Source organism: Salinisphaera sp., assembly GCF_035690525.1.
In the GTDB taxonomy this organism is placed as follows: Bacteria; Pseudomonadota; Gammaproteobacteria; order Nevskiales; family Salinisphaeraceae; genus Salinisphaera.
In genome coordinates this window covers 1-26,481 of the sequence record NZ_DASSKM010000124.1, presented here as the reverse complement: position 1 = coordinate 26,481, position 26,481 = coordinate 1, and the positions used below count along the sequence as shown (strand labels likewise).

Sequence of the window (26,481 nt, the reverse complement as noted above, 5' to 3'; positions counted from 1 at the left end):
GGCGAATTTCGCTCGAATCTACACCGCGGCGGCTCGGCCAGCGTGGTCAAGATCACGCCGGAAGAGCGTTCCACCGCCGTCCGGGCCGCCAAGATCATGGGCCTGAACGTGGCCGGTGTCGATCTACTGCGCTCGAATCATGGGCCGGTGGTGATGGAAGTCAATTCCTCGCCCGGCCTGGAAGGCATCGAGGGGGCAACCGGCAAGGATATCGCGGGCCAGGTTATCGGCTTCATCGAAACGCACTCCAAGCGCGGCAAGACCCGGACCCGCGGGGTGGGCTGATGCGGCTGACACCGCGCAAATAATCGATGGTGGGCAGGCAGCTTGCCGTTATTGCATGCGCGCCGCGCGTCAAGGAGTTTCAGTGGGTAGCGGGAACGACAAGAACGACAAGGCACGGGCTGACGGCGAAGCGGCCAAACCGGCATCGACAATCGAAATCGCCGGTCGCCGGATCGAACCGGGCGAGCGCGTTACCCTCGATATTCCGGTGGCGGATCTTTATACCCACACCAAGCTGACGATGCCGGTGACCGTGATCCGCAGCCGCGAGCCGGGGTCGACGATGTTCGTGTCGGCGGCGGTGCACGGCGACGAGCTCAACGGGGTGGAAATCATCCGGCGTCTGCTGCGGCTGCGCCAAGTCCGGCGGTTACGCGGCACGCTGATCGCCGTTCCCATCGTCAACGTCCACGGTTTTCTGCGGAACTCGCGTTACCTGCCGGACCGGCGCGACCTCAACCGTTCGTTTCCGGGCAGCAACAGCGGGTCGTTGGCCGGCCGGCTCGCCAAGGTTTTCGTCGAGGAGATCGTGCTGAAGTCGGACTACGGCATCGATCTGCATACCGGCGCCGTGCACCGCTCGAATCTACCCCAGATACGCGCCGACCTGTCGCAAGAGACCGTGCGCGCCATGGCCGACGCCTTCGGTTGTCCACTGCTCATCGATGCGGCGCTGCGCGAGGGGTCGCTGCGCGAATACGCCGATCGCAAAGGCGTACCGCTGTTGCTTTATGAGGCCGGCGAAGCGCTTCGCTTCGACGAATTCTCGATCCGCGCCGGCGTGCGCGGCGTGGTCAACGTCATGCGGCATCTGAACATGCTGCCCACGCGGCGCAACGCCAAGACGCCGCCGGCGCCGACTGTGGCCGAGGATTCGTCCTGGGAGCGCGCGCCGGAATCGGGCATTTTGCGCATGCTGGTCGAACTCGGCCAATACGTGAAGCGCGACCAAGTGCTGGCCTACGTCGCCGATGCCTTCGGCGAAACCGAAGTGGCGGTGAAGTCCGAACATCCCGGCATCGTGATCGGGCGCACATATCTACCGCTCGCCCACGCCGGCGACGCAATCTACCACGTCGCCCGGGTCAAGGGCGCGCAGGAAGTCGCGGATCGGGTCGAGGCCTATCAGGAAGCCAACGAGCCGGTCGACCCCGATGACCGCGGCATGGCCGGCGAGCCGCCGCTGGTCTAGCGCATTTCCAGTGACGCTGTCGCCGAAACAACGGCGATATACCCCGAACCCGAGCCCGCCGTGTTGCGATTCAGGCATCGCGTTTGTCTTACGCAAAGGTCGAATCGTGCGCTATACGCCGATCTCGTTACAATTTCGTAACATCGACCAATAAGCGACGGCCCCGGAGCGCTGATCGTAAGGGAGGACGCTACCGGAGCGTCGGTTGAACGGGTTCACGCCCATGTCTTAAGTGAATTTGGATGATCGACTCGTTAAGAGCCCGCGCTAAGAACCATCTGTATCGTCTGCGACTGCGCTCGGCATCGTTCGCCGAACTCAATACGCTGTCGCAGCCGGGCTTCAACCCCAGCTTGTTCGAGCTGTATTCTCGAACCGGCTACTGCTTTATCCATATTCCGAAAAACGGCGGCACTACGGTCGAGCGTCTGTTCTACCGGAATAAGGTCGGCCACCGTGCTTGGTTCGAACTGCACAGTCTTGCGCCGCTTCGGTATTGTGAGTGGGTCAAGTTCTGTGTAATAAGACATCCGATCGACCGGTTTCTGTCGTCCTATGATTATCTGAGGAGGGGCGGGCGCAATCCGATCGATCGGGAAATCGGCCGTCGTTTCGTTCAGAGGTCCGATCTGAACACCTTTGTTGCGAATTTCGAACACGAAGATTTCCGGAACCAGATCATGCGGTACTTTCATTTTCGGCCGCAGTTCGAGTACATCCTCTCCGGGGACGGCCACTGCATGGTCAACAAGCTATTATCGTTCGATCGGCTGGGCGAGGAAGTGGCCGCTATGCTCGGTGTCGACACGTCGTCAATCAGCCACGACAACAAGACGCCGGGGCGGCGAACGTTGATCGAGGCGCTCACGCCCGATAGCCGGCAAACTATCGAATCATTATATGCCCGCGATTTCCAGTTATACGAAGCGCGGGGCGGCGATACGACCGATTTCTACCTGAGGCGGTTCGATGCCGGCAGTGTCACTACTTCGAGTAGCGCCGCATGACGGCGCGCGTAATGCCGCTTGAAGTTGAAAGTAACGTCAGCTTGCCATTGTGACGGTTCGAACCGTTTATTATCGCTGGCGTCGGAAGATCATCGAGACGGTTTATGCGCGGCTGCCGACGCCGGAGCTGGCGCAACCTGTCTTTATTCTGGGTTGCGGTCGCTCCGGTAAAAGCACATTGGCAAATTTGTTGTCGCACTACGACGAGATTTTATATTTGAATGAACCGCGCCATCTCTGGCTTTCGGTATTTCCGCAATCGGATATATGGACCGTCAAGGCGGAAGCGCGCCACGGGCGGATGGTTCTGGACGCGGACGATTTCGAACCGCGTCGGGCGAGGCGGTTGCGTCGCCTGCTCAGGCTGCAGGTCATTCGACAGAACCGCTCAATCCTGGTTGAGGAGTTGGCGATCAATAGTTTTCGGATCGATTTGATCCGAAGGATATTCCCGAGGGCACGTTTCATTCACGTTTATCGAGACGGACTCGAGGTGGCCGATCTGATCGGCGTGGCCGCCGAGCGCGGTAACTGGTTTGGAGCGAATGGCTATAAGTGGAAACAGCTCGTCGAGTATGCCGAGCGCGGAGCGTGTACCCGGGGGCTCGCCACTATGTGCGAAAACTTCCGCGACATGGGGCTGCTGGAGTGGCGATTGAGTACGGAGGCGGTTGTGTCGTCGTTGGCCGGTCTACCGCGCGAATCGTATCTTGAATTCAATTCGAACGAGCTGTTCGACAACTCGGCGCAAGTTCTCGCACGCGTCGCGCGCTTTTTGGGGTTGGAGTTCCGGCCACGCACGGACGGCCGGGCTCAAGAAGAACCGCGGCGTTCATCGAAGCATCGGCTGCCGGATATCTCGGCTCGCGACGAGGCCCTGGGCGGCCCCATGTTACGCGTGTCCATAAGCCAGCCCGATGGACTGGTGCCGGCTAAAGCGGCCGGCGCGACGGCGGTCGAATAAACACGCTATCGCTGGCGCTGTACCAGCCGACAAGCACGGCACGGCCGTGCTGCCACATCACGGACGCAACGAAACGGGCTGGTACGCTGTCTATGTACCCTATATAAACAGCGCGAGTCGAGCATTGTTCTCGAAAGACACAGTCGCATCAACGTGCCGATATCCTGCTCCCGATTCCGGCATTGATAAAATTGCGTAGGGGTATGAATGAATCCATCCAGCCGAATCACGGTCTCTGTGATAATTCCAGCGTTCGAGGCCGAGGGCTTTTTGTCTCGGGCGGTGCTATCGGTTGTTAATCAGACCGAACCCGTTCATGAAATAATTATTGTCGATGACGGCTCTAAAGACAAAACCTTCGATGTAGCCCAGATGCTGGCGGAGCGATATTCATCGGTCAGGCCGCTACGTCTGCCCAAAAACAGTGGGCCGTCGGCCTCGAGAAATCGAGGGTTTGAGGCGAGCACCGGGAACTGGCTTGCTATTCTTGACGCCGACGATACGTACGAGCCCGATCGGATCGAAGTCTTGTCGAATGCCATAAGATCCATAGGTGAAGTCGATCTCCTCTCGGATCTGCTATGCATGGTTGATCAAGACGTCGAACACCAGCCCGATTTTGCTTTGCCCGAAAGCCCGATGCTTGTATCGGTCGTCGAATTTCTAGAACGCGCCCGGCCGAATTTGAATACGCCTGACTTGGGCTTGTTAAAACCGGTAATTCGTAGAGAGTTTCTGAGCCGAACGGGGGTGAAATATCCCGAGCGCTGTCGGCATGGCGAGGATACGCTCTTGATGGTTCAGCTCTTGATCAATTCGGCTCGCTATTACGTAGTGTCGAATTATGGATATCGTTATACAACCCGACACTCCGGGACGTCTCGTACGAAGGTCGATTACAGCGGTATGAAAGAGGCTAATGCCTCGTTTCGGAATCACGCTTATTTTCAAAACGATGAGCGAGCCAGAGCTGCCCTGGACGCTCGAACCGAAACGCTGGAAAAGCTCGATCGGGATTATCGCTACCAACTGTCATTTAGAGAAAAATTAAAACGCCGAGAATACCGCTTGGTAAGTTGGGAGCTGCAAAAGCGCGCGAAGAAGTTATTTCCCTTATTTAATAAAATGATTCGATAGCTCACACAACGTGTCGGCAGAAAAAAAGCTTGCGATTTTTTTGCCTCGGGTCGTCCACCGAGCTGGAGCTGATAAGGTCGACGTGTTGATACAGGCCGCGAAGATAGGTTTCTTGTTCTTGCTGTTGCTGATCGGAGCCGTTACTTTCAAATATCATGGAATTTGATATTTCCGCGCTAAAATCAAGTACGTCTTTCCAGTTCGAGAGCCACATACAGATCGCGAGCGCGAATACGACATCGACCCTGGTGCTGGGCATCAAGTCCTTTAATAAATGTAGATCGTATTTTTCCAGGTCGAAAAAATAAAAATCTAAATTGGAAGCTTGAGACAGCGCTCTGAGTTTGTTGGCCGTGTTAATAAGTTTTGGATCATAATCGACACCGACGCCCCATTTGATTTTATTTGCGATATCGTAAAGCACGCCGCCACGGTTACAACCCAGATCAAGAACGGTCATGTTCTCGAAATCAAGCGGAATATCCTTAAACCGCGTTTGCAGGTTTCTTTGCCCTTCCAGAGAATGGCCTTTGAACTCAAAGGTATAGTATCCGCCTTCGTAATCTTTGGCTGAGTAAGTAGTTCCGCTGGTTTTGGCGAAATTCAACAGATTAACCAGTTGGGCGAATTCGAAGTCGACGCCGGACAAGGAGTCAGTCGTTCGTCTTTCGAACTGAAAAGATTCATTGTTTTTACTCTCGGCGCCCGCCGTATCCGGAAAAGGATTTAATGGCGACGGAAGAGCGGCGGCTACGCTTTTGAGCCTGTTTTTTCCAAACCTTGCGATATTTTGTATCATATTACCCTGGTAAGTTTGTGTTGCTTCGAGCTTTACCGCGTAGTTTTTAACGACATTCGGATAATACTCAGAGCTATAGTACCAATTTTTACGGCCAATCCAGAAAAAATTAAAAGAAATTCTGCTTTTCAGCGACAGTGGATTTATTTTTTCTTCGGCAATCTGTAACACGACTTCGTCATCGTTTTCAAGATTGAATTGCTTGCGCAAATGCACCGACGACAGAATTTCAATGATGTGAAGCGGTGAATCGCCCCATCTGCAGATCCAGACATCAAGATCATATAGTTTTGCAGGCCATAGAAGCCGGCGAGCACTCGCTAAAGTGACCGCGCAATCCTCTATTAATCGAATTGGCCGGCTACTGATTAAGTTTAGCGATCCGATAACCAACTTTTCGCCGGTCGCCCGATCGAATTCCGGGCCATGGGCGTCAAACAGATGACTACAATGTCCTCTACCGGAAGCCACTTTGCACTTAATTTGAACCATGCCTGGGAGTTCTTTCATATCTAATCAGGGTGATCCGCGTGTGCCCGGGCGACAATAGTAATGAGTGCTTCGCGGACATTATAGGGAAAGGCTGTGAACCGCGCCGATACTATTCGTTCCATACCCGTTTACGCGGGCGTAATTTTGCAAACACGGGCTGCACTTCATGCCACAGTGGATGATTAATATATTTTAATCCAAGTAGATAACCCGCCAGCCATGCCAGGCCGGCCGCGAACGTCGGGCCCCAGATTGAATCCACACCGGGCGGATAAACCCATCGTATCGCGGCTGCGGGTATCAGAGCGCTACCGGCCAATAAAGCGCTGGGCCCGAGCGCCCGAACAATTCGGCCAGGCGTCATCGTTGTGGTGTAATAGAGAAAGCCGGTCATGATAGCCGTCGACACCACGGCTGTCGGTACAAGAGCGATAGCGACCGTGTTCAGGCTCACAGTCGCGGCCGCGACTAGGCATGTAATTAGCAATAACTGGCGAATGCCGGTGCTGAGGGCCGCAATACCGGCGCGGCCCATCGCCGTGAGTAGCGCCTGACTCTGTACCAGGCTGATGCTGATGGCTGTGAAAATTGCCGCGTAACGTAGAATCGGCACGGCTGGGACCCATTGATCGCCAAAAAAAATCATGATGATCGGGTAGGCAAACATCGAGGCAAAGCCGAGACACGGCCAGGCTAAACCCGTTACAAGCGCTATTTTATGCAGGTAGAGGTCGCACGGATCGCCGCCTTCCCGATAATGGCGGGCGTAGGCGGCATAGGAAACCGCACCGATTGCGCCGACAATATTCTCGCGAAACATGCGGGGCAGGCCGTTGCCACGACTGAACAAGCCAACCTGGGCCATGCCGAGCATACGACCGATCACGAAATCCGGCGCTGCGGCGCCAAGCTGATTACTCACGGTTTCGCAGGTCTTCTTAATTCCGAAGTCGGTAACCGGTCGCCATGTTTTCAAGCTGAGGCCGCGAATACGATATTCACGGCCCCAGACCAGGCAGCCGATAGCCCCCGTCGTCACGCCCGCCACGGCGCCCCATGCCGGGCTGTAATAACTGAAACCGTACCAGGCGAGAAAAATGGTCAGGCCGTTCTGAACGACCAGCTGGACCACGGCGATCTTGTAACGGAGCGCGAACTGCATGTCGCGAACGAGCAGCGCGTTGATGATGGCTCCGACCGGCAGGACCAGAAACGTCAACGACAGTATTTGCAGTACCCCCGCTACGCCCGCCTCGCTAAAGAAAGCGGCCATATAAGGGCTAATGAATAACAGCACCAGGGCCAGCGTCCAGGCGATGATCAGATTGATCGTGAACGCGGTCCGGGCGGAGTCCTCGTCGAGTTCCTTAAGCTGAACCAGATACTCGCTCGTCCCCATGTCGCGCAGCATGTGGACGATGTTCACGAAAGTGACCGAAACCGAATACACGCCCACCTCGGCCGGCGTCAGCAAACGGCTGAGAATCATGATCGTCGGAAACGTGATCAGAAAGTTCGTATATTGCTGAGCCGTCGAAAAGACGAGCGCGCCGCGTACGCTCGGGCGTTGTGCATTGGAACGCCGTAACAGACGCAGCGGATTGAGATTCGGCATGAGGGTCGTCCCCGTGACCTTAGTCGAGCGGCCGGCGCAATCGTCGGATTGGTATTCTTACCGCCCGGTGTGCCGCCCGTGTGCGCGAAACGCGACGATCGGACGCAGTGTTTTGCCACTGCTGTTCTATTGAAACGCCGCCATCATACGCGCCCGACGTCCGTCGCGAGACGCAAGCCGGCTCGGGTCCCATATTTATCCGATTACGATATGACGCTGCGTCTGACATATTGCCCGACGCAATGCACTGTGAAAGAGGACAAAATCACGCCGGCATGCACGGCTTGCCTCGTGCGGCGCAGGTTCAATTCGCGCCGCATACTCCAATAAAGGCCGCGTATCGATGGGCGGGCGTATACCAGCGCATTATGCCGGGCCAGCATATTGGCCAGTTCGACACCCACCGCCCTGGGATCGTCGAACATCCAGGGTTCGACATCCAGAGCCAGGGTAAGGTTTTGCGCGATCCAGGCGTCGTCGATATCGACGATCGCCGGGTCGCCCAGGGCGCTTTCCAGATCGGCCAGTCCGTCTTTGACCAGGCCCTGCCGTAGTAGAATGCAGCCGCGTTGAATCAGCGCGGCGGGCCCGCGCGCCGCCTTGCTTTGCAGTACGGAATCATCGCCCACGTGGGTCAGGTAATCTTCCAGGGGCAGGGCATTGCGCACCTTGCGGAAGACCTGTTTGCGATATTTGTCCTGAATTCGAAAACGCTGCTCGACCGTGTGCGTGTATTGACCGCCGCCACGGGCGCCGTCGTGCTCGCGGTAGACAAAGGTAGGCTTGTCGAGCTTGGCGCCCCGGTAACGGGCACCGAGGCGGATCAGCATGTCCAGGTCCTGGCAGCGGCTCAGTTCGGTGTCGAACAGCCCGATCTCCAGCAGAGCCCGACGTGGGATGAGCATGCCCTGCATGAGTGTGTTCATGCTCCGCATGGTTTCCAACAGGAATCGTTCGGGCTCGATGTCCGGCAGCTCGTTGGCGTGCCAGGCCGTGCTGTTCCAGATATGGTCCGGATCGTGCGTATGGTAGGTGCTGCTGTAGGTGAAATCGATATCGTCGCGCTCGATGAGAAGCTCGACGTGTCGCGACAGCGCATCCGGCAGTGCGACATCGTCGTCATCGAACAGCCAGAGGTAATCGCCCCGGGCCATCGGGATCGCCATGTTCAGCGCCGCGGCCTTGCCGTGATTGGTCGTCAGTTCGACCACGCGGGCGCGGTCTTTATAGTCGGCTAGCACTTCCGCGGTTTTGTCGGTGGAGGCGTCGTCGACGACGATGATTTCGTCGAGCGGCCGTTGTTGGTGCAACAGGCTGTCTAACGCTTCGGCGAGATAGCGCGCTCGATTATGTGTCGGCACGATCGCCGAAACTTTTAACGAAGAATCGGTCGGCAATGCGCCGGATTCAGGCTCGCTGCGCGACATCTGCGGTTCCTCGGGTTATGGGGTTGCACGAGAATATCGGCAAAAACCGGTGGCGAGAAGTTTTCTTGTCCTTCGCTTGCCTCGGAAGACGACGAGACGCGGTATGGCGCGGCGGCTGCCACGGTTATCGTGAGACGTTTCTCTCCCAGACCTGGGCGAGCTTGCGGTATTCCTTGTCCGCGCTGAATGACTCGATCACCGTTTGTCGCCCCGACTCACCCATGCTATGCCGTCGAGTTGGATCGGCCGCCAGATCGTGGATCGCATCGGCCAGCGCGCGGGGGTTGTTTTCCGGCACGAGCACACCGTTGACTTGGTCGATCACGAGCTCCGGGATACCGCGCACGCCCGTGGTGATCACGGGCAAACGCGTGGCCATGGCCTCCATCAGCGCTACCGGAATGCCCTCGGACAGGCTCGACATCACGAATATATCCGCGCGCCGCAGCTCCTGTCTGACAGTTCGACTGGCCTGCGCGCCGAGCAGCTGTACGTGCGAAGACAAACCGAGCGTATCGATTTGCTTGGATAAGGCGGCTGATTGTTCGCCGTCGCCGATGATGCGCAGTTTGAAATCAAGCCCGGCATCGGCTAGGAGTCTGGCGGCCTCGATTTGATCGGATTGCGCTTTGACCGCCGTAAGTCGGCCGACCGAAATCAGATTCAGCGTCGACTCGCCGGCCACGCGCTCTTGCGCCGATGCGCGCGTGTCGCTGTCGAAGCGCTCGGTATCGATCCCGCAATGGATGACCTCGATCTTGTCGGCGGGCAGTTTGAAATGCTCGATCAGATACCGCCGGTTGTATTCGGAAATCGTGGTCATGCGCGCGGCGTCGTGCGTCAGGACCGGAAAGTTCGGCGGCGCGGAATGAAAAATATCGTAATGGTGCGCACAGAAGGTATAGGGCACACCGGTGATATGGCGGGCGTAACGGGCGAGATGAGCGGATAGGCCGGCAAAATGCACATGCATGGCATCCGGCAGCGGTTCCGCGCGCAGCATGCGGGCCAAAGCCGAACCGAGAACAAATTGCTCGAACGATTCGCGACTCATCGAGCGGGCCATCAGACGTGATCGAAACAGGCCCGGCTGCCGCCGCAGCCAGCGCAGACGATTGAGCCGGCTGTACATCTCCGGTGCTTCGATTTCGGGTAACAGGCGAATCCGCTTTCGCACGTTATCCGAGAGTTCCTCGAGCGCTTCGGGCTCGCTTTTCAATGCAAAGACACGGTCCAGGCAGCCGCGCCGGGCCATCCATTCCACTTCGTCCCGCACGAACGTTTCCGAGCGTTTGGGAAAAGTATCGACAACGTAAGCGATCTGCATGGGAAGGTCCCGTGTCAAGGTGCCCGAAAAGAAAGCGGTTCAGTCTCTGGCCGATGTATCGGCACTCGAGGAACCACCCGCGATCATCGCCATCACCGCCATTCGGATGCCGATGCCGTTGCGCACCTGTTCCAGAATGAGCGATTGACCGGAATAAGCGATATCGGCGGTAATTTCCACGCCGCGGTTGATCGGGCCCGGATGCATGACAAGGGCCGCCGGCGAGGCGTGCGCCAGATTGGTCGGCATTAGGCCGTAGCTTCGATGGTAGTCGTCGACATCGGCCAGCGCATCGCCTTCGATGCGTTCGCGCTGGATGCGCAGGCCCATGACGATGTCGGCGCCGGCCAGGCCATGCCGGATGTCGGTGGTGGCGGTCACGCCGAGCGCGTCCGGATTGGGCGGCAGGAACCGCTCGGGCCCGACCACGCGGATATCGCCGGTACCGAGCGTGCGCAGGGCGTGGATGGTCGAATGCGCCACGCGGGAATGGGCGACGTCGCCGACGATCGCGACCTTGAGGTTCTCGAAATCCGGGCGGCGGCGGCGAATGGTGAACACGTCCAACAGCCCCTGCGTCGGATGCGCATGGCTGCCGTCGCCGGCGTTGATGACAGCGACATGCGGCGCGGCATGGGCGGCGAAACGAGCGGCGGCGCCGTTATCCGGATGCCGGATGACAAAAATATCGGCGCCCATCGCCTGCAACGTAAAGAGCGTGTCGAGATCGTCCTCGCCCTTGGCTCGGGACGATGTCGCGACGTCCATGTTGATCACGTCGGCCGACAGCCGCTTGGCCGCCAACTCGAATGTCGTGCGCGTGCGCGTCGAGTTTTCGAAGAATAGGTTGAACACGGTCTTGCCACGCAGCAGCGGCACTTTTTTCGGCGGCGCGCCGATCTCGGGAACCAGCGACTCCGCCGTGTCCAGAATCCGCTCGAGCAGGGGTTTCGGCAAGCCTTCGGTGGTCAGAAGATGGCGAAGTTGGCCCTGGGCGTCGAGCTGGATATGGGTGTTCATGGGTGCTTGTCTGGCAGTCGTGGCGATCGGAAGGTCGGGCCGGGCCCACCGCGGGCGAGCGCGCCGGAACGATACTCTACCGATGGCGCTGTCTTCGCGGTTACGCTCAGCGCATGGTCAGACGTAGCGGCTCGGGTCCGGTCAGCTTGATCTGGCGGCCCTTGGCTAAATCGAGCTTGAGCCCGGCCGCGTCGGGGGCGAACGGCAGTTCGCGCGCGCCGCGGTCGACCAGAACGGCGAGCTTGACCGCCGCCGGGCGTCCGTAGTCGAACAGTTCGTTGAGCGCGGCGCGCACGGTGCGGCCCGTGTAGAGTACGTCGTCGACCAGGATCACGGTCCTGCCGTCGATATCGGCCGGAATATGCGAGGGCCCGACGCTCGGGTGCAGGCCGACCATCGAGAAATCATCCCGGTAGAAACTGATGTTGATGCTGCACATCGGGCTGGCGAGATCGAAATGATCATGCAGCCGCCGGCCGATCCAGGCGCCGCCGGTTTCGACGCCGACGATCACCGCGTCCGGATGCGCGACGATCAAGGGCTCGACCTGGGCGGTGAGCGCGGCCAGGGCGGCATCGACATCGAAACTTTCGCTCGAATCTGTCATTTGCGATCCTCTTTCACGCTGGTTTTCACGCTGGGCGCAATCGTCCGGTCAACCAGCTCTCGAGAATGGTCTGTGCGGCCATCGCGTCGATATCGCCCTTGGCCAGGCGTTTGCCGCGGCTGCCCGAGGCGCGCGCCGCGCGCAGTCTCTCGCCGGCCTCGATGGTGGTATAACGCTCATCCACGGTATGTACGGTCAGGCGGTAACGCCCCCGGATTTCCTGGGCGAAATTGCGTGCCCGGTGGGTCATCTTCTGTGTTTCGCCGTCGGCATTCAATGGCAGGCCGACCACGAGTGCGGCCGGCCGCCACTCGGCGATCAGCGTATCGAGCGCGTTCCAATCCGGCATGCCGTCTCGATGTTCGAGCGTGGTCAACGGCTGGGCGCTGCCGGTGACGGCGTTGCCCACGGCGATGCCCACGCGCCGTTTGCCGTAATCGAAACCGAGCGCTACGGCCTCGTCAGGCATGGCCCGCCAGGCCGGACAATTGATAGGCGGACACGCCCAACAGCCCAGCCGCATCGGCCCAACGCCGCTCGATCGGCGATTCGAAGATAATGCGCCGATCGGCCGGGGTATTGAGCCAGCTGTTGGCGAGCATTTCTTGTTCCAGTTGGCCTCGGCCCCAGCCGGCATAACCCAGGGTGATGATAAAGGCGCTGGGCCCGAAGCCGTTGCCGATCGCTTCCAGAACGTCCCGCGAGGTGGTGATCGCCAGGCCGCCGTCGATATGCAGGCTCGATTCCCAATCGCCTTCGTCGCGATGCAGCACGAAGCCGCGCTCGGTAGCGACCGGCCCGCCCCAGTAAACCGGCGTATCACGCGCGACATGCGCCTCGATATCCAGCTGGTAAAGCATATCGGCGACCGCGAGATCGCTCGGTTTGTTGATCACCAGCCCCATCGCGCCGTCGTCGTTGTGCTCGGCGATGAAGGTAACGCTGTTCGCGAATTCACCTTCGACGCGGCCGGGCATCGCGAGCAGAAACTGATTGCGAAAGGTTGTGGTATCCATGGTCCGATTATCCGTTCTATCGCAGCCAGGCCGCAAACCGGGATGCCGAGGTAGAGAGCTTCCGGAACGGCGCGTTTTATCGCGAATTCGCGTTGGGCTACAAAACCGGTTGGTTCGAGCTTTATCGCGAACCGGCGTTGCGCCGCGCGGAGTGTGCGCATAAAGCGAGCGCATCTATCGCCAATGCTAGCCAGGAATCGCAGCGCTATCGAAGCCTATAACCAGCGTGTATCGAAGAACGCGGCCTGCGTTGTCTACCTGCCGAAGCTTTTGATGTTTGGGTATGTCACAGATATCGCCGGCTCAACCTCCGTTCTTGTCGCCGATCGCGGATTTCGGCAATGCAAAAGCGATCGTATAGTCGCCGCGAATGGTCCCGAGCGGCTGATGTCCGCCGGCGGTGATCACCACGTATTCACGCCCGTTCGCCTTGTAGATTGCCGGATTGGCCTGGCCGCCGGCGGGCAGATAGGTCGACCAGAGCACTTCGCCGGTTTGGGTGTTGTAGGCGCGCAGCATGTCGTCCGCGGTGCCGGCGATGAAGGTCACGCCGCCAGCGGTCATGATCCCGCTGCCCAGTTCCGGCACGCTGGTCGGCAGCGGTATGAACTGCTTGTAGCCAAACGGCGCGGTATGCCGGCTGTTGCCGAGCGGCGTCGACCACAGCACCTTGCCGCTGGCGAGATCAACCTGCATCAATTTGGCCCACGGCGGCTGGTTGCAGGGCATCTGGATCGGGCTCAAGAATGGATGCAAATGAATCGCATACGGCAGGCCATACATCGGCTTGAAGGGCCCGCCGCCAAAACCCCGCGGCGGCGGCCATTTGCCGTTCCAGTTTTTGATTGCCGGCGGGTGATGGGCGTGCTTGCGCGGGATCAGCGTGCCAACGAACGGCAGGTGGTTGTTCACGATATTCATCGTGCCGTTCGGGCTATACGAGGCGCCGTACCAGTCGGTCGCGCCGTCGAAGGTCGGGTACATGAGCGAGCCCTGCACCGTCGGCGGGGTGGCATAACCCTTGTAGTACAACTCGTTGAAGCGAACGCGGCACCACATCTGGTCGAACGGCGTAGCGCCCCACATATCTTTCGCGCTGAGTTTTTCAGACACAAGCTGCGGCTCGGCAACGGAATGCGGCTGGGTGTCGGACAGCCAGTCGCCGTCATACACGCTGCCTTTGGGGCCGGTCGGCGCCGGCAGTTCCTTGACCGGCATGATCGGTTTCCCGGTCTTTCGGTTCAAAACGAAGATCTCGCCTTGTTTGGTGGTCGAGACCAGCGCCGGGATATGGCCGCCGTGGCCGTCCGGCCAGTTGACCAGGGTCGGCCCCACCGGTAGATCAAAATCCCAGATATCGGTATGCGCTTCCTGGAAATGCCATTTCTCGTGGCCGGTTCTGGCGTTTAGCGCCACGACCGAACCGGAGTATTCCATCGAATAGGCGGGGCGCTCCTTGGCGTAGTAGTCGGGGGTGGCGTTGCCGGTGGGGATATAAATCATATCGTTGGCCGGATCGCCGGTAATCCGGCCCCAGACGTTAGGCGTCGCCTTGGTGTAGTGTTCGCCGGGTTTCAGCGGCGCCGTCGGGTTCTTCTTGCCCAGATCCCAGTGCCAGACTTCCTTGCCGGTCACCGCGTCCCAGGCGCGCACCACGCCCGACGGCTCGCCCCAATACCAGTTGTCGTAGACGTTGCCGCCGGTATAAATCAAGCCGTCCATGACCAGCGGCGCCGAGGTCTGAACCAGCGTGCCGGACGCCATGCGGCCGATATTCTGTTTTAAATCAATGAACCCGTTATGCCCGAAGCGTTTGCATAGCTTGCCCGTGTTTGCGTCCAGGGCCACGACATACGGCCCCATCGTCGGCGCGATAATCCGGGTTTTGCAGAAATCGCCGCCGTTGGGGCCGGTGTAATTTTTGGGCGCCTTGTAATAAGACACGCCGCGACAGTTCACGAAGTTGGTTTTGTCGTCGTCGACCTGCTTGTCCTTGAATTTCCATTTCTGCTTGCCGGTCGCCGGGTCCAGCGCAATGACCCAAGCGTTGGGCGTGCAGGTATACAGGGTGTCATTGACCTTGATCGGCGTTGCTTCGCTGCCCCAGTGCGGCGATTCATCGTAGGCGTGGTGCATATCGCCGCTTTGATAGGACCAGACTTTTTTTAGCTGGCTGACGTTTTGAACGTTGATCTGCTTGAGCGGTGCGTACCGGCTTTGGCCTGGCGTGCGGGCCCAAGACGGCCAGTCGTCGGGATTGGCGAGCGCGGCTTTAGGCAGGGTGACGTGCGGCCCGCGGCGATGCAGCGCCAGTTGTTTGCCGTTCGGGTAGTTAACCCAGGGCATGGACACCATCACGCCGATACCGGCACCCAGCAGCGCGAGCGAAACCGCGCCGGAAACCAGCGCCGGCAGGGCGGCGCCGGCAATACCGCGCCATACCCAAGGAATCATCATCAGCAAAGCGATGACCATCGGCACATCCAGGCGCGGCAGCGCCGTGAATACCGTCATCTGATTAAAGCCGGTCTCCCAGAACGACCACACGATCGCGGCCGCGAAGATGAGCAAACTCAACCAGAAGCCAACGCTGCGCCGGGCCACGATCAGAATACCCGCCGCCAGATAGCCAAGACCGGCGATCATATAGGCGGGCGTGCCACCCACCGCCGTCAACCAACCGCCCTCGACCGCCAGTCCCAACCCCAGAATGGCGACAATAACGCCGACGACGATAGTCAACTTACTGGAACGAGACATGGCAGGCGGCTCCGCTTGATTTGATCCCCAAGCGGCAGCTTTGCACAAAATGGTCGCTATACTTATCCGGAAAATCTTGTATTGCGCGGCCAAGCTTGCGCGGATACTACCCGACCGATGACGTGCTCGGGACCAACTTTTATGCGCGGCTGTACGAGCGTTGACGCGCGCTCATCCGGGTTTCGATTGCCTTGAACAATCGCGCGCAGATATTAATATCGAACTGGGCTTCCAGTTCACGTACGCAGGTCGGGCTGGTCACGTTGATCTCGGTAAGCTTGTCGCCGATCACGTCCAAGCCGACGAACAGTAGGCCCTTGTCGCGGACGTACGGGCCGACTTCGCGCGCGATGGCAAGGTCCGCGGCGGTCAGCTCACGGCCCACGCCGCGTCCGCCGGCCGCCAGATTGCCTCTGAGTTCGCCTTCGGCCGGCACCCGCGCCAGAGCGTAGCCGACCGGCTCGCCGTCGATCAGCAGCACGCGCTTGTCGCCTTCCTTGATCGCCGGCAGATAGGCCTGGGCCATGGCGTAGCGTGTGCCGTGCTCGGTGAGCACTTCCAGGATCACGCTGGTGTTGTCGTTGCCTTGCGCGACGCGGAAGATGCGCGCGCCGCCCATGCCGTCCAGCGGTTTCAGAACCACGTCTTTGTGCTGGGCGATGAAGCGCTTGAAGGCGTCGGCCCGGCGGGCGACCAGCGTCGGCCCGCACAGGTGCGCGAAGCGGTTGATCGCCATCTTTTCGTTGACGTCGCGCAGGGCGTCGCAGCGGTTGACGACCAGCGTGCCCTCGTTCTCGGCGAGTTCGAGAATATAGGTCGCGTAGATGTATTCCATGTCGAAGGGCGGATCCTTGCGCATCAGAATCACGTCCAGATCGGCCAGCCGGCGCGTCACCGATTCGCCGGTATAGGCGAACCAATCGTCGTTATCGTCGGCCACCGAAATGGTGCGGCAGGTGCCGTAGCCCACGCCGTCGGCGACGAACAGATCGCCCATGGTGAAATAATGGATGGTGCAGCCACGCCGCTGGGCCTCGAGCAGCAGGGCCAGGGTGGTGTCCTTGTAGGGCGTGATGTCCTCGATCGGGTCCATCACCACGCCGAGCGAGTACGTCATTGCAGAGTCCTTTGGCGGGTCGGGCCGCCGACAATGTTCTATGCCGCGCATAGTAGCGCAGCCGGCGAGGTCGTCCGCAGCTGGATGCGGGGCGATGCGATTGACTTCGGCTCGCTTCGCTTTGCCGACTTGTTTTTAACCGCAGATTCACGCAGATCTACGCAGATGTGTTCGGCTCGCTTTCGCTTTGCCGAAACCCGAATGCGCTCCCGAGTTTGTTGAGGCCGTAACTGATCAAACGTTCCCCATTCGCATTTGCGTAGATCTGCGTGAATCTGCGGTTAAATGTCTTAAGGAACGAAGCCCTCAGCCCGCCAGGTCCCCCCAGGCGGTTTGCAGCGCGGCCAGTGTGGCCATGCCGGCGGTTTCGGTGCGCAGGACCCGAGGTCCGAGCGCCAGGGCGTGCCAGCCGGCCGTCGATGCGTGCTCGATCTCGTCGTTCGCCAGGCCGGATTCGGGGCCGACGAGCAGCGCGATGCGCGCCGCCGGCGTCTGTGCTCGCAGCCCGGCGGCCGCCTCGGGCGCCAGCATCAGTAGACGATCGGCTTCGGGGGGCGCGTCGATTCGCATCGACAGATCGACGGCTTCGGCCAGACTTGGAACGATCAGCCGGCCGCTCTGCTCGGCGGCGGACTCCACCACCCGCCGCCAGTGATCGTGCTTCTTGGCCAGGCGCGCGCCCTCCAGCCGAACCCGGCCACGCGCGGTGAACACCGGCTGGATAGCGGTCACGCCCAGCTCCACCGCCTTGGCTAATGCGAAGTCCATCCGGTCGCCGCGGGCGACGGCCTGGAGCAGTGTGATCTCCAGCGGCGATTCGCGAAGCGGCATGCTCCAGCTGTCGATGCGGGCCTCGGCCCGCTTGCGATCGGCCGTGGTCAAGGTGGCGGCATATTCCGCGCCGTCGCCGTTGAACAGAATCAGCGTATCGCCGGCCGATAAGCGTAGAACGGTTGCCAGATGGTGTCGCTTGTCGTCCGGCAGGACAATCGAGGCGCCTTCGGCGAGGTCTTCGGCCACGAAAACCCGGGGCACATGCCTTGCGCGAGCCATCGCGCCGTTCAGACCGCGCTTAGCGGCTTGATCAGCACCGACGAATTGCGCTGGTAGTTGTACAGCGCGCGCTTGGCCAGCGGCAGCGTATCGATGGTCGAGGCGGCGAAGCCGTGCTCGACGAACCAGTGCGGCGCGCGGGTGGTGAGCACGAACAGGTGGGTTAGATCGGCCGCGCGTGCGCGTTTCTCGACCTCCGCGAGCAGGATCGCGCCCCGGTCGCCGCCGCGATAGGCCGGATGAACCGCGACACAGGCCAATTCGCCCACGCCTTCATCGATATAGGGCACGAGCGCCGAGCACGCCGTGATCAAGCCGTCGCGGGCCATGACCACATAGTGCTCGATATCCAGCTCGATCGCCTCGCGCGAGCGGGCCACGAGCAGGCCGGCCTCGGCCAGCGGTTCGATCAGCGCGAGCACGCCGCCCAAATCCTCCGGCGTGGCGGTGCGCACGGCATCATAAGTATCGGCGGCGACCATGGTGCCCAGGCCGTCGCGCGAATACAGTTCGCGCAGCAATGCGCCGTCGGTTTCGAAGCTGACCAGATGGCTGCGCTCCACGCCGGTCGAGCACGCCCGGATCGCGGCGTCGAGCCGGGCCCGGTCGGGGCCCGACAAGCCGGCGTTGTCGGCGTCCAGCAACGCGCGCGCGGCTTCGAGCGTGAGCCCCGGCGAGGATTCGGCGAAACGCGCGTGCATCGCCGTGCCCGGATGCATGAGCACGAACTTGTCGGCGGCCAGCGCGGTGGCGGTCGCGCCGGCCACGTCCTCGGCTACCAGATTGAAAATCTCGCCGGACGGCGAATAGCCGATGCAGGGCAGCAGCACGATATGCCCGCGCGCCAGATGGGCGTCGATGCTGGCGGTGTCGATGCGCCGGACCTCGCCGGTATGGCCGTGATCCACGCCGTGGACCACGCCCAGCGGGCGCGCCGTGACCAGATTGCCGGACACGGTCGCGATGCGGGCGCCGCCCATCGGCGTGCTCGCCAGGCTAGTCGACAGATGCGCCTCAAAGGCCATCTGCAGGCTGCCGACGGCCTGGCGCACACAGGCGAGTGCGGCGGCGTCGGTTACCCGGACCCCGTGCGAGAAACAGGGCGTCAGGCCGGCCGTGGCCAGCGCGGCGTCGATCTGCGGCCGGGCGCCGAACACGATCACCAGCCGTACGCCGAGGCTGGCGAGCAGCGCGATGTCGTAAATCAGATCGACGAAACGCGGCGAAGCGGCGGCCTCGCCCGGCAGATGAATCACGAACGTGCGCCCGCGATGCGCGTGCACATAGGGCGCGGATGCGCGCAGAGCCGCCACCAGAGCGCTCTGGTCGATCGCTAATGGGTTGTCGTCGCGGCCTTGCATCGCGGCATTAGATCAAAAACATGGTCGTCGGGCGAGCGGCCGACCCGGCGGCCTCAACCCGGGCGGCAGAACCGTTGTACCAAATCACGCAGGATCGACTGCATCGGCGCGATGCGGTCCAGCGCCAGATATTCGTTCGGTTGATGCGCCAGCGCGATATCGCCCGGCCCAAGAATCACCGTGTCCATGCCGAGATCGTTGTAGAACGCGCCCTCGGTGCCGAAATCCACCGCCGCGGCTTCGTGCCCGGTCAATGTCTCGCAAGCCGTCACGATCGGCGAGTCGGCCGGCGTCTCGAGTGCCGGCGTGCCGGCGAACAGGGCGGAAAAACGCACCTCGCAGTCGCTTTCGGCGAGCGCGGCGCGGATGCGCCGGCGCAGCTCGTTGCGCAAACCGTCGATCGAGTCGCCGGGCAGGAAACGCAGATCGATATCGAGTCGGCAGCGCGCCGGTATCCGGTTGGCGGCGTCGCCGCCGCGGATCGCGCCCAGATTTAGGGTGGGGTGCGGCACGGAAAAGCCCGCGACCGGCTCGCGACCGGCCAGTTCGTCGCGCAGCTCGCGCACGGCGCCGGTCGCCCGGTACATGGCCTCGATCGCGTTGGCGCCGTGCGCCGGATTGCTCGAATGGCCGGTCGCGCCCCGCGTTTCGATGGTTTCCATGAAAATGCCCTTGTGCCGACGGATCGGCACCATCGAGGTCGGCTCGCCGATCACGCAGTAGCGGCCCGGCGCGACGCCGGAAGCGGCCAGCGCGCGGGCGCCGTCCATGCCGCATTCCTCGTCGCCGGTCACCACCAGCGATAGCGGCGCTTGTAGCGGCCGGTCGGCGTATTCGGCGGCGACGCCGGCCGCCAGGGCGACAAACCCTTTCATGTCGGTGGTGCCGAGGCCATAGAGCCGGTCGTCGCGCTCGGTCAGACTGAAGGGATCGGAATCCCAGCCGTTATGGTCGTAGGGCACGGTATCGATATGCCCGGCGAATACCAGCCCGGAACCGGCGTCGCACTCGTCCGGGCCGATATGCGCGATCAGATTGACCTTATCCTCGCGCTCGCCGATGGGCTGGATGTCGCACGCGAAACCGATCCCGTCCAGCCGTTCGGCCAGGGCCTCGACCGCGCGCCGGTTGCCGTGATCGAGCGCCGGATCGTCGCTGCTGACGGTCGGTTCGGCGATCAGTTCGGTCAGGGTGTCGCGCCAGTTCAGTTTGGGCATGGCGGCAGTCGCGGGGGCGGGTTATGACATGCGATCATAACGTGTTGAACAAATGACCGTGCGCGGCGGCTTGCGCGCAACCAGACGAAACAGGATCCGTCATGTCGATAAAATCCATATGCGGTCTCGGCGCGCTGATCGCGGCCATGACCGTGGTCAGCGGTTGTGCGGCGGCCGCCGGTCCCGGGCAGACGATCTACCTCGATCCGCAGACCGGCGAGGTGATTCAAAACCCGGTCGGGCAGGCGCCGAGCGCGCCGCCCAGACAAAAGGCGACGACCGACCCGGATACGCCGTCCAGCGACCGGGGCAGCGGTTACAAGCCGTGGAAAACCAAGGATGGCACGCAGATGCTGTCGGTGGATCCGAGCCAGACCCCCAAAGAGCGCGTCGTGCGCTGCGCCGACGGCAGTTTGCGCATGGGCTCGGCCGGCGACGGCGATGCGAAGGACAACGACAGCCCGAACGCGCTCTGCGGCCAGATGGCCGATTGACGCTTTATCGGGCATGACAGCGCGCACATAGGGGAGTCGGGGATGAAATTAGTCGCTACGCTGCTCGGCGTATTGCTGAGCCTTGGCGTGCACGCCGCGCCGGTCATAATCTATGATCAGGACGCCGGCACGAACAGCGGCTTCGACAGCGGCGAGGTGGTGGCGCCGGCGCCGGGTAACGAGGCCACCACGCTGGGCGGCCAACGCCTGCGCGCGGTGCGCTATGCGGCCTCGATCGTGGGCAGTCGCGTGGCCAGCACCGTGCCGATTCGCGTGGCGGTCAGTTTCGCCGGCAAAGCCGGCGGCGTCGCGCTGGAATGCAGCACCAATTCGGCCACGCTGGGCCAGGGCGGGGCGACCCAGTATGCAGTCAATTTTCCGGGCGCGCCGCGCGCCGATACCGGCTATCCGCTGGCGCTGGCCAACGCGCTGGCCGAACGACGGCTGGCGGATACCAAGGACATCGCGCTGAGCTTCAATCCGGCGCTCGATACCGGCGACGCCGACTGCTTGCAGGGCTATCGCTGGTACTACGGCCTGGACGGCAAGCCGGGCGATCACGAGATCGACTTCGTCGCCACCGCGGTGCACGAACTTATCCACGGGCTGGGCTTTCAGTCGCTCGTGGCGCTTACGAACACCCGTGATGCCAAGATCGGCCAGTTCCCGCGCTATGGCACGAGCCAAAGCCCGCGTTTCCCGGATATCTACAGCCGCTTTATCCGGGACCTGTCCTTGCCGGGCCAGCCGCTATGGACCGACCTGACGGCGGCTCAACGCGCCACCTCGATCGGCAACGGCCCGAGTGTGGTCTGGGCCGACCCGACGACTTCCAATGCCGCCGCCGGTTATCTGACCTACGGGCTCAATCAGGGCCGGGTCGAGTTGTATGCGCCGGCGACGATCCAGCCGGGCAGTTCGATTTCGCACTGGGCGATCGCGTTGTCGCCGGACCAGATCATGGAGCCGCGGGAGAACCCCGGTGTCGACGTGCTGCACGGCCTCGGGATGGCCTCGTGCCTGCTGGAAAATATGGGTTGGCAGTTGGCCAACGGCACGCGCTGCCCGGACGTGAACAGCACGGCCATTGCCGGCCGGGCGGATGTCACCATCGCCGGCGCCGCGGCGGCCGAAAGCGAAAATTCCGACCCGTCCGGCGATGAGGGCGATAATGACGACGACAGTGGCGGCGGCGGTGGCGGCTGCACGGTCAATCCGAATGCCGCCTTCGATCCGCTGTGGGCGCTGATGTTGATCGTCGCCTGCGGGGTGCTGGTATGGCGGCGGCGACGCGTGACGGCGTGATCGCCGCGGGCGGCGCGCCGTTATCCATGGCGCGTCGCGCGGTCATTTTCTGGGGCCTGTTCTGGGGCTTGGCGCTGGCCGGGATCGTGCCGGCGCTGCTATTGCTTGCGTGGGCGACGCCGCTGATCTGGCGTGTGCACTGGCCGGGTCCGGCGGCGGTGTTCTGGTTCGTCGTGGTCGCGCCCGGCGTCGAGGAGATCGTGTTTCGTGGCGGTCTGCAAGAATGGGCGCTGCGGCGCGGCCGACGCCGAGCGCGCTTTGTCAGCCGCGCCAATCTCGGCGCCAGTCTGGCGTTCGCGGGCGCGCATCTGCTGACCCATGCGCCGGTCTGGGCGGCGCTCATGCTCGTGCCGTCGCTGGTGTTCGGCATCGCCTACGAGCGCCGTCGGCGCCTGATTGCGCCGGTTGCGCTGCACGCGCTCTACAACGCCTGCTTCCTGGGTCTGCTCGGCGCAAGCGGGGCACCGGCTTTGCTATCATGAGAACGCTTCGACGCGAAAGGTCCGAGATGAGTCAGTCCGATATCTTCATGGCCCTAAAGCACGGGCTTAAACAGGCCGGCTCGGTGCAGACCCCCGGCGAGACGCACGGCACGCTGACCGGCATGTTGTGTATCGACAACGATCAGCCGCCGGCCGCGGCGGTCGAGGATGTCGAGGCCGAGAATCTGACCACGGCGCTGGATGCGCTGCGCGAGATCACCCTCGAGGGCCTGTTCGATCCGGATCTCAGTTTTACGCCGCTACTGCCCGACGACGAAACGCCGCTGGATACGCGCGTGAACGCGCTGGCGCGCTGGTGCGCGGGCTTTCTGTTCGGCCTGAGCTACCGTGGCAGCTTCGCGCCGGATCAATTGTCCGCCGAGGTGCGCGAGATCGTCTCCGACCTCACCGAGTTGTCCAAGGCAGAACTCGCCGCCGACGAAACGGATGCCGAGTCCGCCGAGGCGGACTATGCCGAGCTGGTGGAATATGTCCGCGTCGGCGCGCAGATGGTCTTTCTCGAACTGCGGCCCAGGCGCGAAGGCCCGCAAACGCGGGAGACGCTGCATTGATCCCCGGCCAGTCCCATTTGAATCATGCCGACGACCCGTCCGAGCATGCCGCGCGCCGCGCCGCGCTGGCACGCGAGATCGGCGAGGCCGGCATCGCGGTGGTCGCGGCGACGCCCGAGCGCAACCGCAATAACGACGTCGATTATCCTTATCGGCCGAACAGCGACTTTCGCTATCTGACCGGCTTTCCCGAGCCGTCGGCGATCGCGGTGCTGGCGCCGGGGCGCGAACGGGGCGAATACGTGCTGTTCTGTCGCGAGCGCGATCCTGCGGCCGAGACCTGGACCGGCTACCGGGCCGGCACCGAGGGCGCGATGACGCACTTCGGCGCCGATCAGGCATTCCCGATCGACGAGTTCGATACCCGCATTGGCGAGATGCTGACCGGTCGCGAGCGGCTGTACATGACCCAGGGCATCCACGCGGCATTCGAACAGCGCCTGCTTGCGCGCCTGAACGATCTGCGCGCGCGGGCCCGGCACGTAGCGCCTCCGGAACACATCGTCTCGATTAACAGCGTCGTGCACGAAATGCGCCTGCGCAAGTCCGAAAGCGAGCTGGCGCTGATGCGTCAAGCCGCGGCCACGTCGGCGGCCGGACATTGTGCGGCCATGCGCGCCGCCGCCCCGGGCGTTTACGAATACCAGCTCGCGGCCACGCTGCACTACGTCTACGGCCTCGACGGCATGCAATGGGCCTATCCGACCATCGTCGGGGCCGGGGCCAACGCTTGTGTGCTGCATTACGTGGAGAACGCGGCGGCACTCGCCGAGGGCGATCTGGTGCTGATCGATTCGGGTGCGGAATACCGCGGCTACGCCGGCGACATCACCCGGACCTTCCCGGCCAACGGCCGCTTCACCGCCGCCCAGCGCGAAATCTACGACATCGTGTTGGCCGCCAACGAAGCCGCCATCGCCGCCTGCCGGGCCGGCGCGAAGGCCAACGCGCCGCATCGAACGGCCCTCGACGTGCTGGTCGACGGTCTGCTCGAGCTGGGCTTGGTGGCCGGCGATCGCGAATCGGTGCTCGAGGACGAAAGCTACAAGACATTTTTCATGCACGGCACCAGCCACTGGCTGGGCATGGACGTGCACGATGTCGGGCGCTACAAGACGCACGGCGATTGGCGCGATCTCGAACCCGGTATGGTGCTCACGATCGAGCCCGGGCTGTATATTCCGCTGGGCACCGAGGGTGTGGACGAGCGCTACTGGGGCATCGGTGTGCGGATCGAGGACGATGTGGTGATCACCCACGACGAACCCGAAGTCATGACCGCGGCTGTACCCAAGGCCCCGGAAGCGCTCGAAGCATTGATGCGCGAGGGCGCGTGAGCACGGATTACCGCGTGAGCAAGAATTACGACATCGCCGTGGTCGGCGGGGGACTGGCCGGCGCCAGTCTGGCCTGCGCGTTGTCGGATACCGGGCTCTCTATCGCGCTGATCGAGGCCGTGGCCTTCGACGCACCGGCCGACGAGAACATGAAGGCGCGGACCACGGCTCTCGCATGGGGCACGCGCGCCATGTTCGACGAACTGGGGCTATGGTCGGCGATGGCCGAGGACGCCGCCGCCATCGAGCGGCTGCACGTGTCCCAGGCCGGGCATTTCGGCCGGGTGACGGTCGAGGCATCGGAATACGATCTGCCGGCGCTTGGCTATGTCGTGCCCAATCTGGTCATGATCGAGGTGCTGCGTGAGCGGTTGGCCGCGTTGGAGCACGTGGACACGATCGCGCCGGCGGCCTTCGAGTCGCTGGCCTATCGGGGCGAGGACGCGATCGAACTCACGCTGGCCGAAGGCGAGAGCAAGCGCACGCTGACCACGCGCCTGGTGATCGGCGCCGACGGCGCGCGTTCGCAAGTACGCGCCGCGCTCGGCATCGGCGCTGCGGTCGACGACTACGACCAATCGGCCATCATTACCAAGGCACGCACCGAGCGGCCGCTGGCCGGCTGCGCCTATGAGCGTTTTACTCCGGACGGCCCGCTGGCTTTGTTGCCGTTCATCCACGACACCGCCGCCGTGGTCTGGACCGTACCTACCGCCGAAGCCCGGCGGCTTCTGGCGCTGGCCGACGACGATTTCACCGCCGAACTGCAAGCCTGCTTCGGCGCCCGCCTCGGTCGGCTGGAACTGGCCGGGCCGCGCGGCGCCTACCCGCTGGCGCGCGTGCTCTGTGATCGCGCCTGGTCGCATCGCGCGGCCCTGATCGGTAACGCGGGGCACGCGCTGCACCCGGCCGCGGCGCAAGGCTTCAATCTCGCGATCCGCGACGCCCTGGGCCTGGCCGCGAGCCTGCGCGAGCATCAACAGCTCGCCGGCAACGCCTTCGATCCGGGCGATGCCGATCGCCTGGCCGCCTGGGCCGAGAGCCGGCGCCCGGATCAGCATCGCGTGGCGAATTTCACCGATCGCATTGTGCGGTTGTTCTCCAATCGGGTGCCCGGCCTCGGTCATGCGCGCGGCGCGGGGCTGTTCGGCCTGTCGCTGGCGCCGGGCGTGCGGGCCGGCATGGCGCGGCGCAGCATGGGGCTGGCGCTAATCGACGCCGCGCACCGGCGGCAGGTTCATCGATGAGCGCGCGGGCCCGTTACGATGTCGCCATCGTTGGCGGCGGCATGGTCGGCGCGGTGCTGGCCGTCGCCCTGTCCGAGGCGGATTTTCAGGTTGCGCTGATCGAGGCGAAACAGCCGGCGCCACTCGATCCGGCGGCCGGCTACGATCTGCGTCAGTCCGCGATCGCGCCGGGCCCGCGTCGCCTGCTCGACAACCTCGGCCTGTGGGCGCGCGTGCCGCAGCAGCGCATCTGCGCCTTTACCGGCATGAAAATCTGGGAAGCGGGCCACGACGCCGAATTGTTTCTCGAACATACCGCCGTCGGCTTGCCCGAGCTCGGGCATATCGTCGAGAACGCGCTGGTGGTGGACGCCGCCTGGCAGGCGTTCGAGCGCGTGGCTGTGTATTGTCCGGCGACGCTGGCCGATCTGAGGATAGACGAACACGCCGCCCGGCTGACGCTGGACGACGAACAGCAGATCACCGCCGCGCTGGTGGTCGGCGCCGAGGGCGCCAATTCACCGGTACGCGAAGCGGCCGGTATCGCCACCACCGGCTGGGGTTATGGCCAGCGCTGCACCGTGGGCACGGTGACGCCCGAGCGCCATCATCGGCATATCGCCTGGCAGCGTTTTACCGAGACCGGCCCGGTCGCTTTCCTGCCGCTGG

General features: G+C 62.4%; 24 protein-coding genes and 1 pseudogene. 12 read left to right on the top strand and 13 right to left on the bottom strand.

Annotation, left to right across the window (positions count from 1 at the left end; all coding sequences use genetic code 11):
• From VFJ08_RS09440 to VFJ08_RS09420, 5 genes and pseudogenes are all read left to right on the top strand, one after another.
• Positions 1 to 285: pseudogene (locus tag VFJ08_RS09440) on the top strand (30S ribosomal protein S6--L-glutamate ligase); the annotation flags it as partial.
• A gap of 151 nt (positions 286 to 436) precedes the next feature.
• On the top strand, positions 437 to 1,477 hold the full coding sequence (locus tag VFJ08_RS09435; protein WP_414707047.1) for a succinylglutamate desuccinylase/aspartoacylase family protein: 1,041 nt from the start codon (positions 437 to 439) through the stop codon (positions 1,475 to 1,477).
• A 242-nt stretch (positions 1,478 to 1,719) separates the two neighbouring features.
• On the top strand, positions 1,720 to 2,484 hold the full coding sequence (locus VFJ08_RS09430; protein WP_324996948.1) for a sulfotransferase family 2 domain-containing protein: 765 nt from the start codon (positions 1,720 to 1,722) through the stop codon (positions 2,482 to 2,484).
• A 49-nt stretch (positions 2,485 to 2,533) separates the two neighbouring features.
• The gene (locus VFJ08_RS09425; RefSeq protein WP_324996947.1) at positions 2,534 to 3,448 is read left to right on the top strand and encodes a sulfotransferase; all 915 of its coding nucleotides are present in this window, start codon (positions 2,534 to 2,536) and stop codon (positions 3,446 to 3,448) included.
• Positions 3,449 to 3,655: 207 nt separating this feature from the next.
• Positions 3,656 to 4,585 carry a glycosyltransferase family 2 protein gene (locus VFJ08_RS09420; protein WP_324996946.1) on the top strand — a complete coding sequence of 310 codons (930 nt, stop codon included), beginning with the start codon at positions 3,656 to 3,658 and terminating at the stop codon, positions 4,583 to 4,585.
• Position 4,586: 1 nt separating this feature from the next.
• Here VFJ08_RS09420 and VFJ08_RS09415 read toward each other — a convergent pair whose 3' ends face one another.
• From VFJ08_RS09415 to argE, 13 genes are all read right to left on the bottom strand, one after another.
• On the bottom strand, positions 4,587 to 5,894 hold the full coding sequence (locus tag VFJ08_RS09415; RefSeq protein ID WP_324996945.1) for a methyltransferase domain-containing protein: 1,308 nt from the start codon (positions 5,892 to 5,894) through the stop codon (positions 4,587 to 4,589).
• A 91-nt stretch (positions 5,895 to 5,985) separates the two neighbouring features.
• On the bottom strand, positions 5,986 to 7,491 hold the full coding sequence (locus VFJ08_RS09410) for a lipopolysaccharide biosynthesis protein (RefSeq protein WP_324996944.1): 1,506 nt from the start codon (positions 7,489 to 7,491) through the stop codon (positions 5,986 to 5,988).
• 203 nt (positions 7,492 to 7,694) lie between these two features.
• The gene (locus VFJ08_RS09405) at positions 7,695 to 8,918 is read right to left on the bottom strand and encodes a glycosyltransferase family 2 protein (RefSeq protein ID WP_324996943.1); all 1,224 of its coding nucleotides are present in this window, start codon (positions 8,916 to 8,918) and stop codon (positions 7,695 to 7,697) included.
• 124 nt (positions 8,919 to 9,042) lie between these two features.
• Positions 9,043 to 10,245: a glycosyltransferase family 4 protein gene (locus VFJ08_RS09400; RefSeq protein WP_324996942.1), complete on the bottom strand. Its 1,203-nt coding sequence runs from the start codon at positions 10,243 to 10,245 to the stop codon at positions 9,043 to 9,045.
• 39 nt (positions 10,246 to 10,284) lie between these two features.
• A complete protein-coding gene (locus VFJ08_RS09395; RefSeq protein WP_324996941.1) occupies positions 10,285 to 11,265 on the bottom strand; it encodes an aspartate carbamoyltransferase catalytic subunit in 981 nt (326 codons plus the stop codon).
• Positions 11,266 to 11,371: 106 nt separating this feature from the next.
• The gene (pyrR, locus tag VFJ08_RS09390) at positions 11,372 to 11,872 is read right to left on the bottom strand and encodes a bifunctional pyr operon transcriptional regulator/uracil phosphoribosyltransferase PyrR (RefSeq protein WP_324996940.1); all 501 of its coding nucleotides are present in this window, start codon (positions 11,870 to 11,872) and stop codon (positions 11,372 to 11,374) included.
• A 25-nt stretch (positions 11,873 to 11,897) separates the two neighbouring features.
• A complete protein-coding gene (gene ruvX, locus VFJ08_RS09385) occupies positions 11,898 to 12,341 on the bottom strand; it encodes a Holliday junction resolvase RuvX (protein WP_324996939.1) in 444 nt (147 codons plus the stop codon).
• Positions 12,334 to 12,888 (bottom strand): YqgE/AlgH family protein, encoded by a 555-nt coding sequence (locus tag VFJ08_RS09380; RefSeq protein ID WP_324996938.1) that lies wholly within the window; start codon positions 12,886 to 12,888, stop codon positions 12,334 to 12,336. The genes ruvX and VFJ08_RS09380 overlap by 8 nt, the downstream gene beginning before the upstream one ends.
• Before the next feature lie 303 nt (positions 12,889 to 13,191).
• On the bottom strand, positions 13,192 to 15,648 hold the full coding sequence (locus tag VFJ08_RS09375; protein WP_324996937.1) for a membrane-bound PQQ-dependent dehydrogenase, glucose/quinate/shikimate family: 2,457 nt from the start codon (positions 15,646 to 15,648) through the stop codon (positions 13,192 to 13,194).
• A gap of 139 nt (positions 15,649 to 15,787) precedes the next feature.
• Complete coding sequence (gshB, locus tag VFJ08_RS09370; RefSeq protein ID WP_324996936.1) at positions 15,788 to 16,765, bottom strand: glutathione synthase; 978 nt, start codon at positions 16,763 to 16,765, stop codon at positions 15,788 to 15,790.
• A 306-nt stretch (positions 16,766 to 17,071) separates the two neighbouring features.
• On the bottom strand, positions 17,072 to 17,818 hold the full coding sequence (locus tag VFJ08_RS09365; RefSeq protein WP_324996935.1) for a 16S rRNA (uracil(1498)-N(3))-methyltransferase: 747 nt from the start codon (positions 17,816 to 17,818) through the stop codon (positions 17,072 to 17,074).
• A gap of 8 nt (positions 17,819 to 17,826) precedes the next feature.
• Positions 17,827 to 19,179 carry an amino-acid N-acetyltransferase gene (gene argA, locus VFJ08_RS09360; RefSeq protein ID WP_324996934.1) on the bottom strand — a complete coding sequence of 451 codons (1,353 nt, stop codon included), beginning with the start codon at positions 19,177 to 19,179 and terminating at the stop codon, positions 17,827 to 17,829.
• Positions 19,180 to 19,232: 53 nt separating this feature from the next.
• A complete protein-coding gene (gene argE, locus VFJ08_RS09355) occupies positions 19,233 to 20,396 on the bottom strand; it encodes an acetylornithine deacetylase (protein WP_324996933.1) in 1,164 nt (387 codons plus the stop codon).
• A gap of 101 nt (positions 20,397 to 20,497) precedes the next feature.
• On the opposite strand from argE, the gene VFJ08_RS09350 reads away from it, so the two are divergent.
• The 7 genes from VFJ08_RS09350 to VFJ08_RS09320 form a co-directional block, all read left to right on the top strand.
• Complete coding sequence (locus VFJ08_RS09350; protein WP_324996932.1) at positions 20,498 to 20,890, top strand: hypothetical protein; 393 nt, start codon at positions 20,498 to 20,500, stop codon at positions 20,888 to 20,890.
• Between the two features lie 42 nt (positions 20,891 to 20,932).
• Positions 20,933 to 22,195 carry a JDVT-CTERM domain-containing protein gene (locus VFJ08_RS09345; protein ID WP_324996931.1) on the top strand — a complete coding sequence of 421 codons (1,263 nt, stop codon included), beginning with the start codon at positions 20,933 to 20,935 and terminating at the stop codon, positions 22,193 to 22,195.
• Positions 22,168 to 22,677: a JDVT-CTERM system glutamic-type intramembrane protease MrtJ gene (gene mrtJ, locus VFJ08_RS09340; RefSeq protein WP_324996930.1), complete on the top strand. Its 510-nt coding sequence runs from the start codon at positions 22,168 to 22,170 to the stop codon at positions 22,675 to 22,677. The genes VFJ08_RS09345 and mrtJ overlap by 28 nt, the downstream gene beginning before the upstream one ends.
• 26 nt (positions 22,678 to 22,703) lie before the next feature.
• Positions 22,704 to 23,249, top strand: a complete 546-nt coding sequence (locus tag VFJ08_RS09335) for a UPF0149 family protein (RefSeq protein WP_324996929.1) — start codon at positions 22,704 to 22,706, stop codon at positions 23,247 to 23,249.
• Positions 23,246 to 24,586, top strand: a complete 1,341-nt coding sequence (locus VFJ08_RS09330) for an aminopeptidase P N-terminal domain-containing protein (RefSeq protein ID WP_324996928.1) — start codon at positions 23,246 to 23,248, stop codon at positions 24,584 to 24,586. Before VFJ08_RS09335 ends, VFJ08_RS09330 begins: the two co-directional genes overlap by 4 nt.
• 14 nt (positions 24,587 to 24,600) lie before the next feature.
• Positions 24,601 to 25,833 (top strand): 2-octaprenyl-6-methoxyphenyl hydroxylase, encoded by a 1,233-nt coding sequence (gene ubiH / locus VFJ08_RS09325; RefSeq protein WP_324996927.1) that lies wholly within the window; start codon positions 24,601 to 24,603, stop codon positions 25,831 to 25,833.
• Positions 25,830 to 26,481, top strand: a 652-nt coding sequence (locus VFJ08_RS09320; RefSeq protein ID WP_324996926.1) for an FAD-dependent monooxygenase, incomplete at its 3' end; no start/stop codon positions are given. The genes ubiH and VFJ08_RS09320, both read left to right, overlap by 4 nt.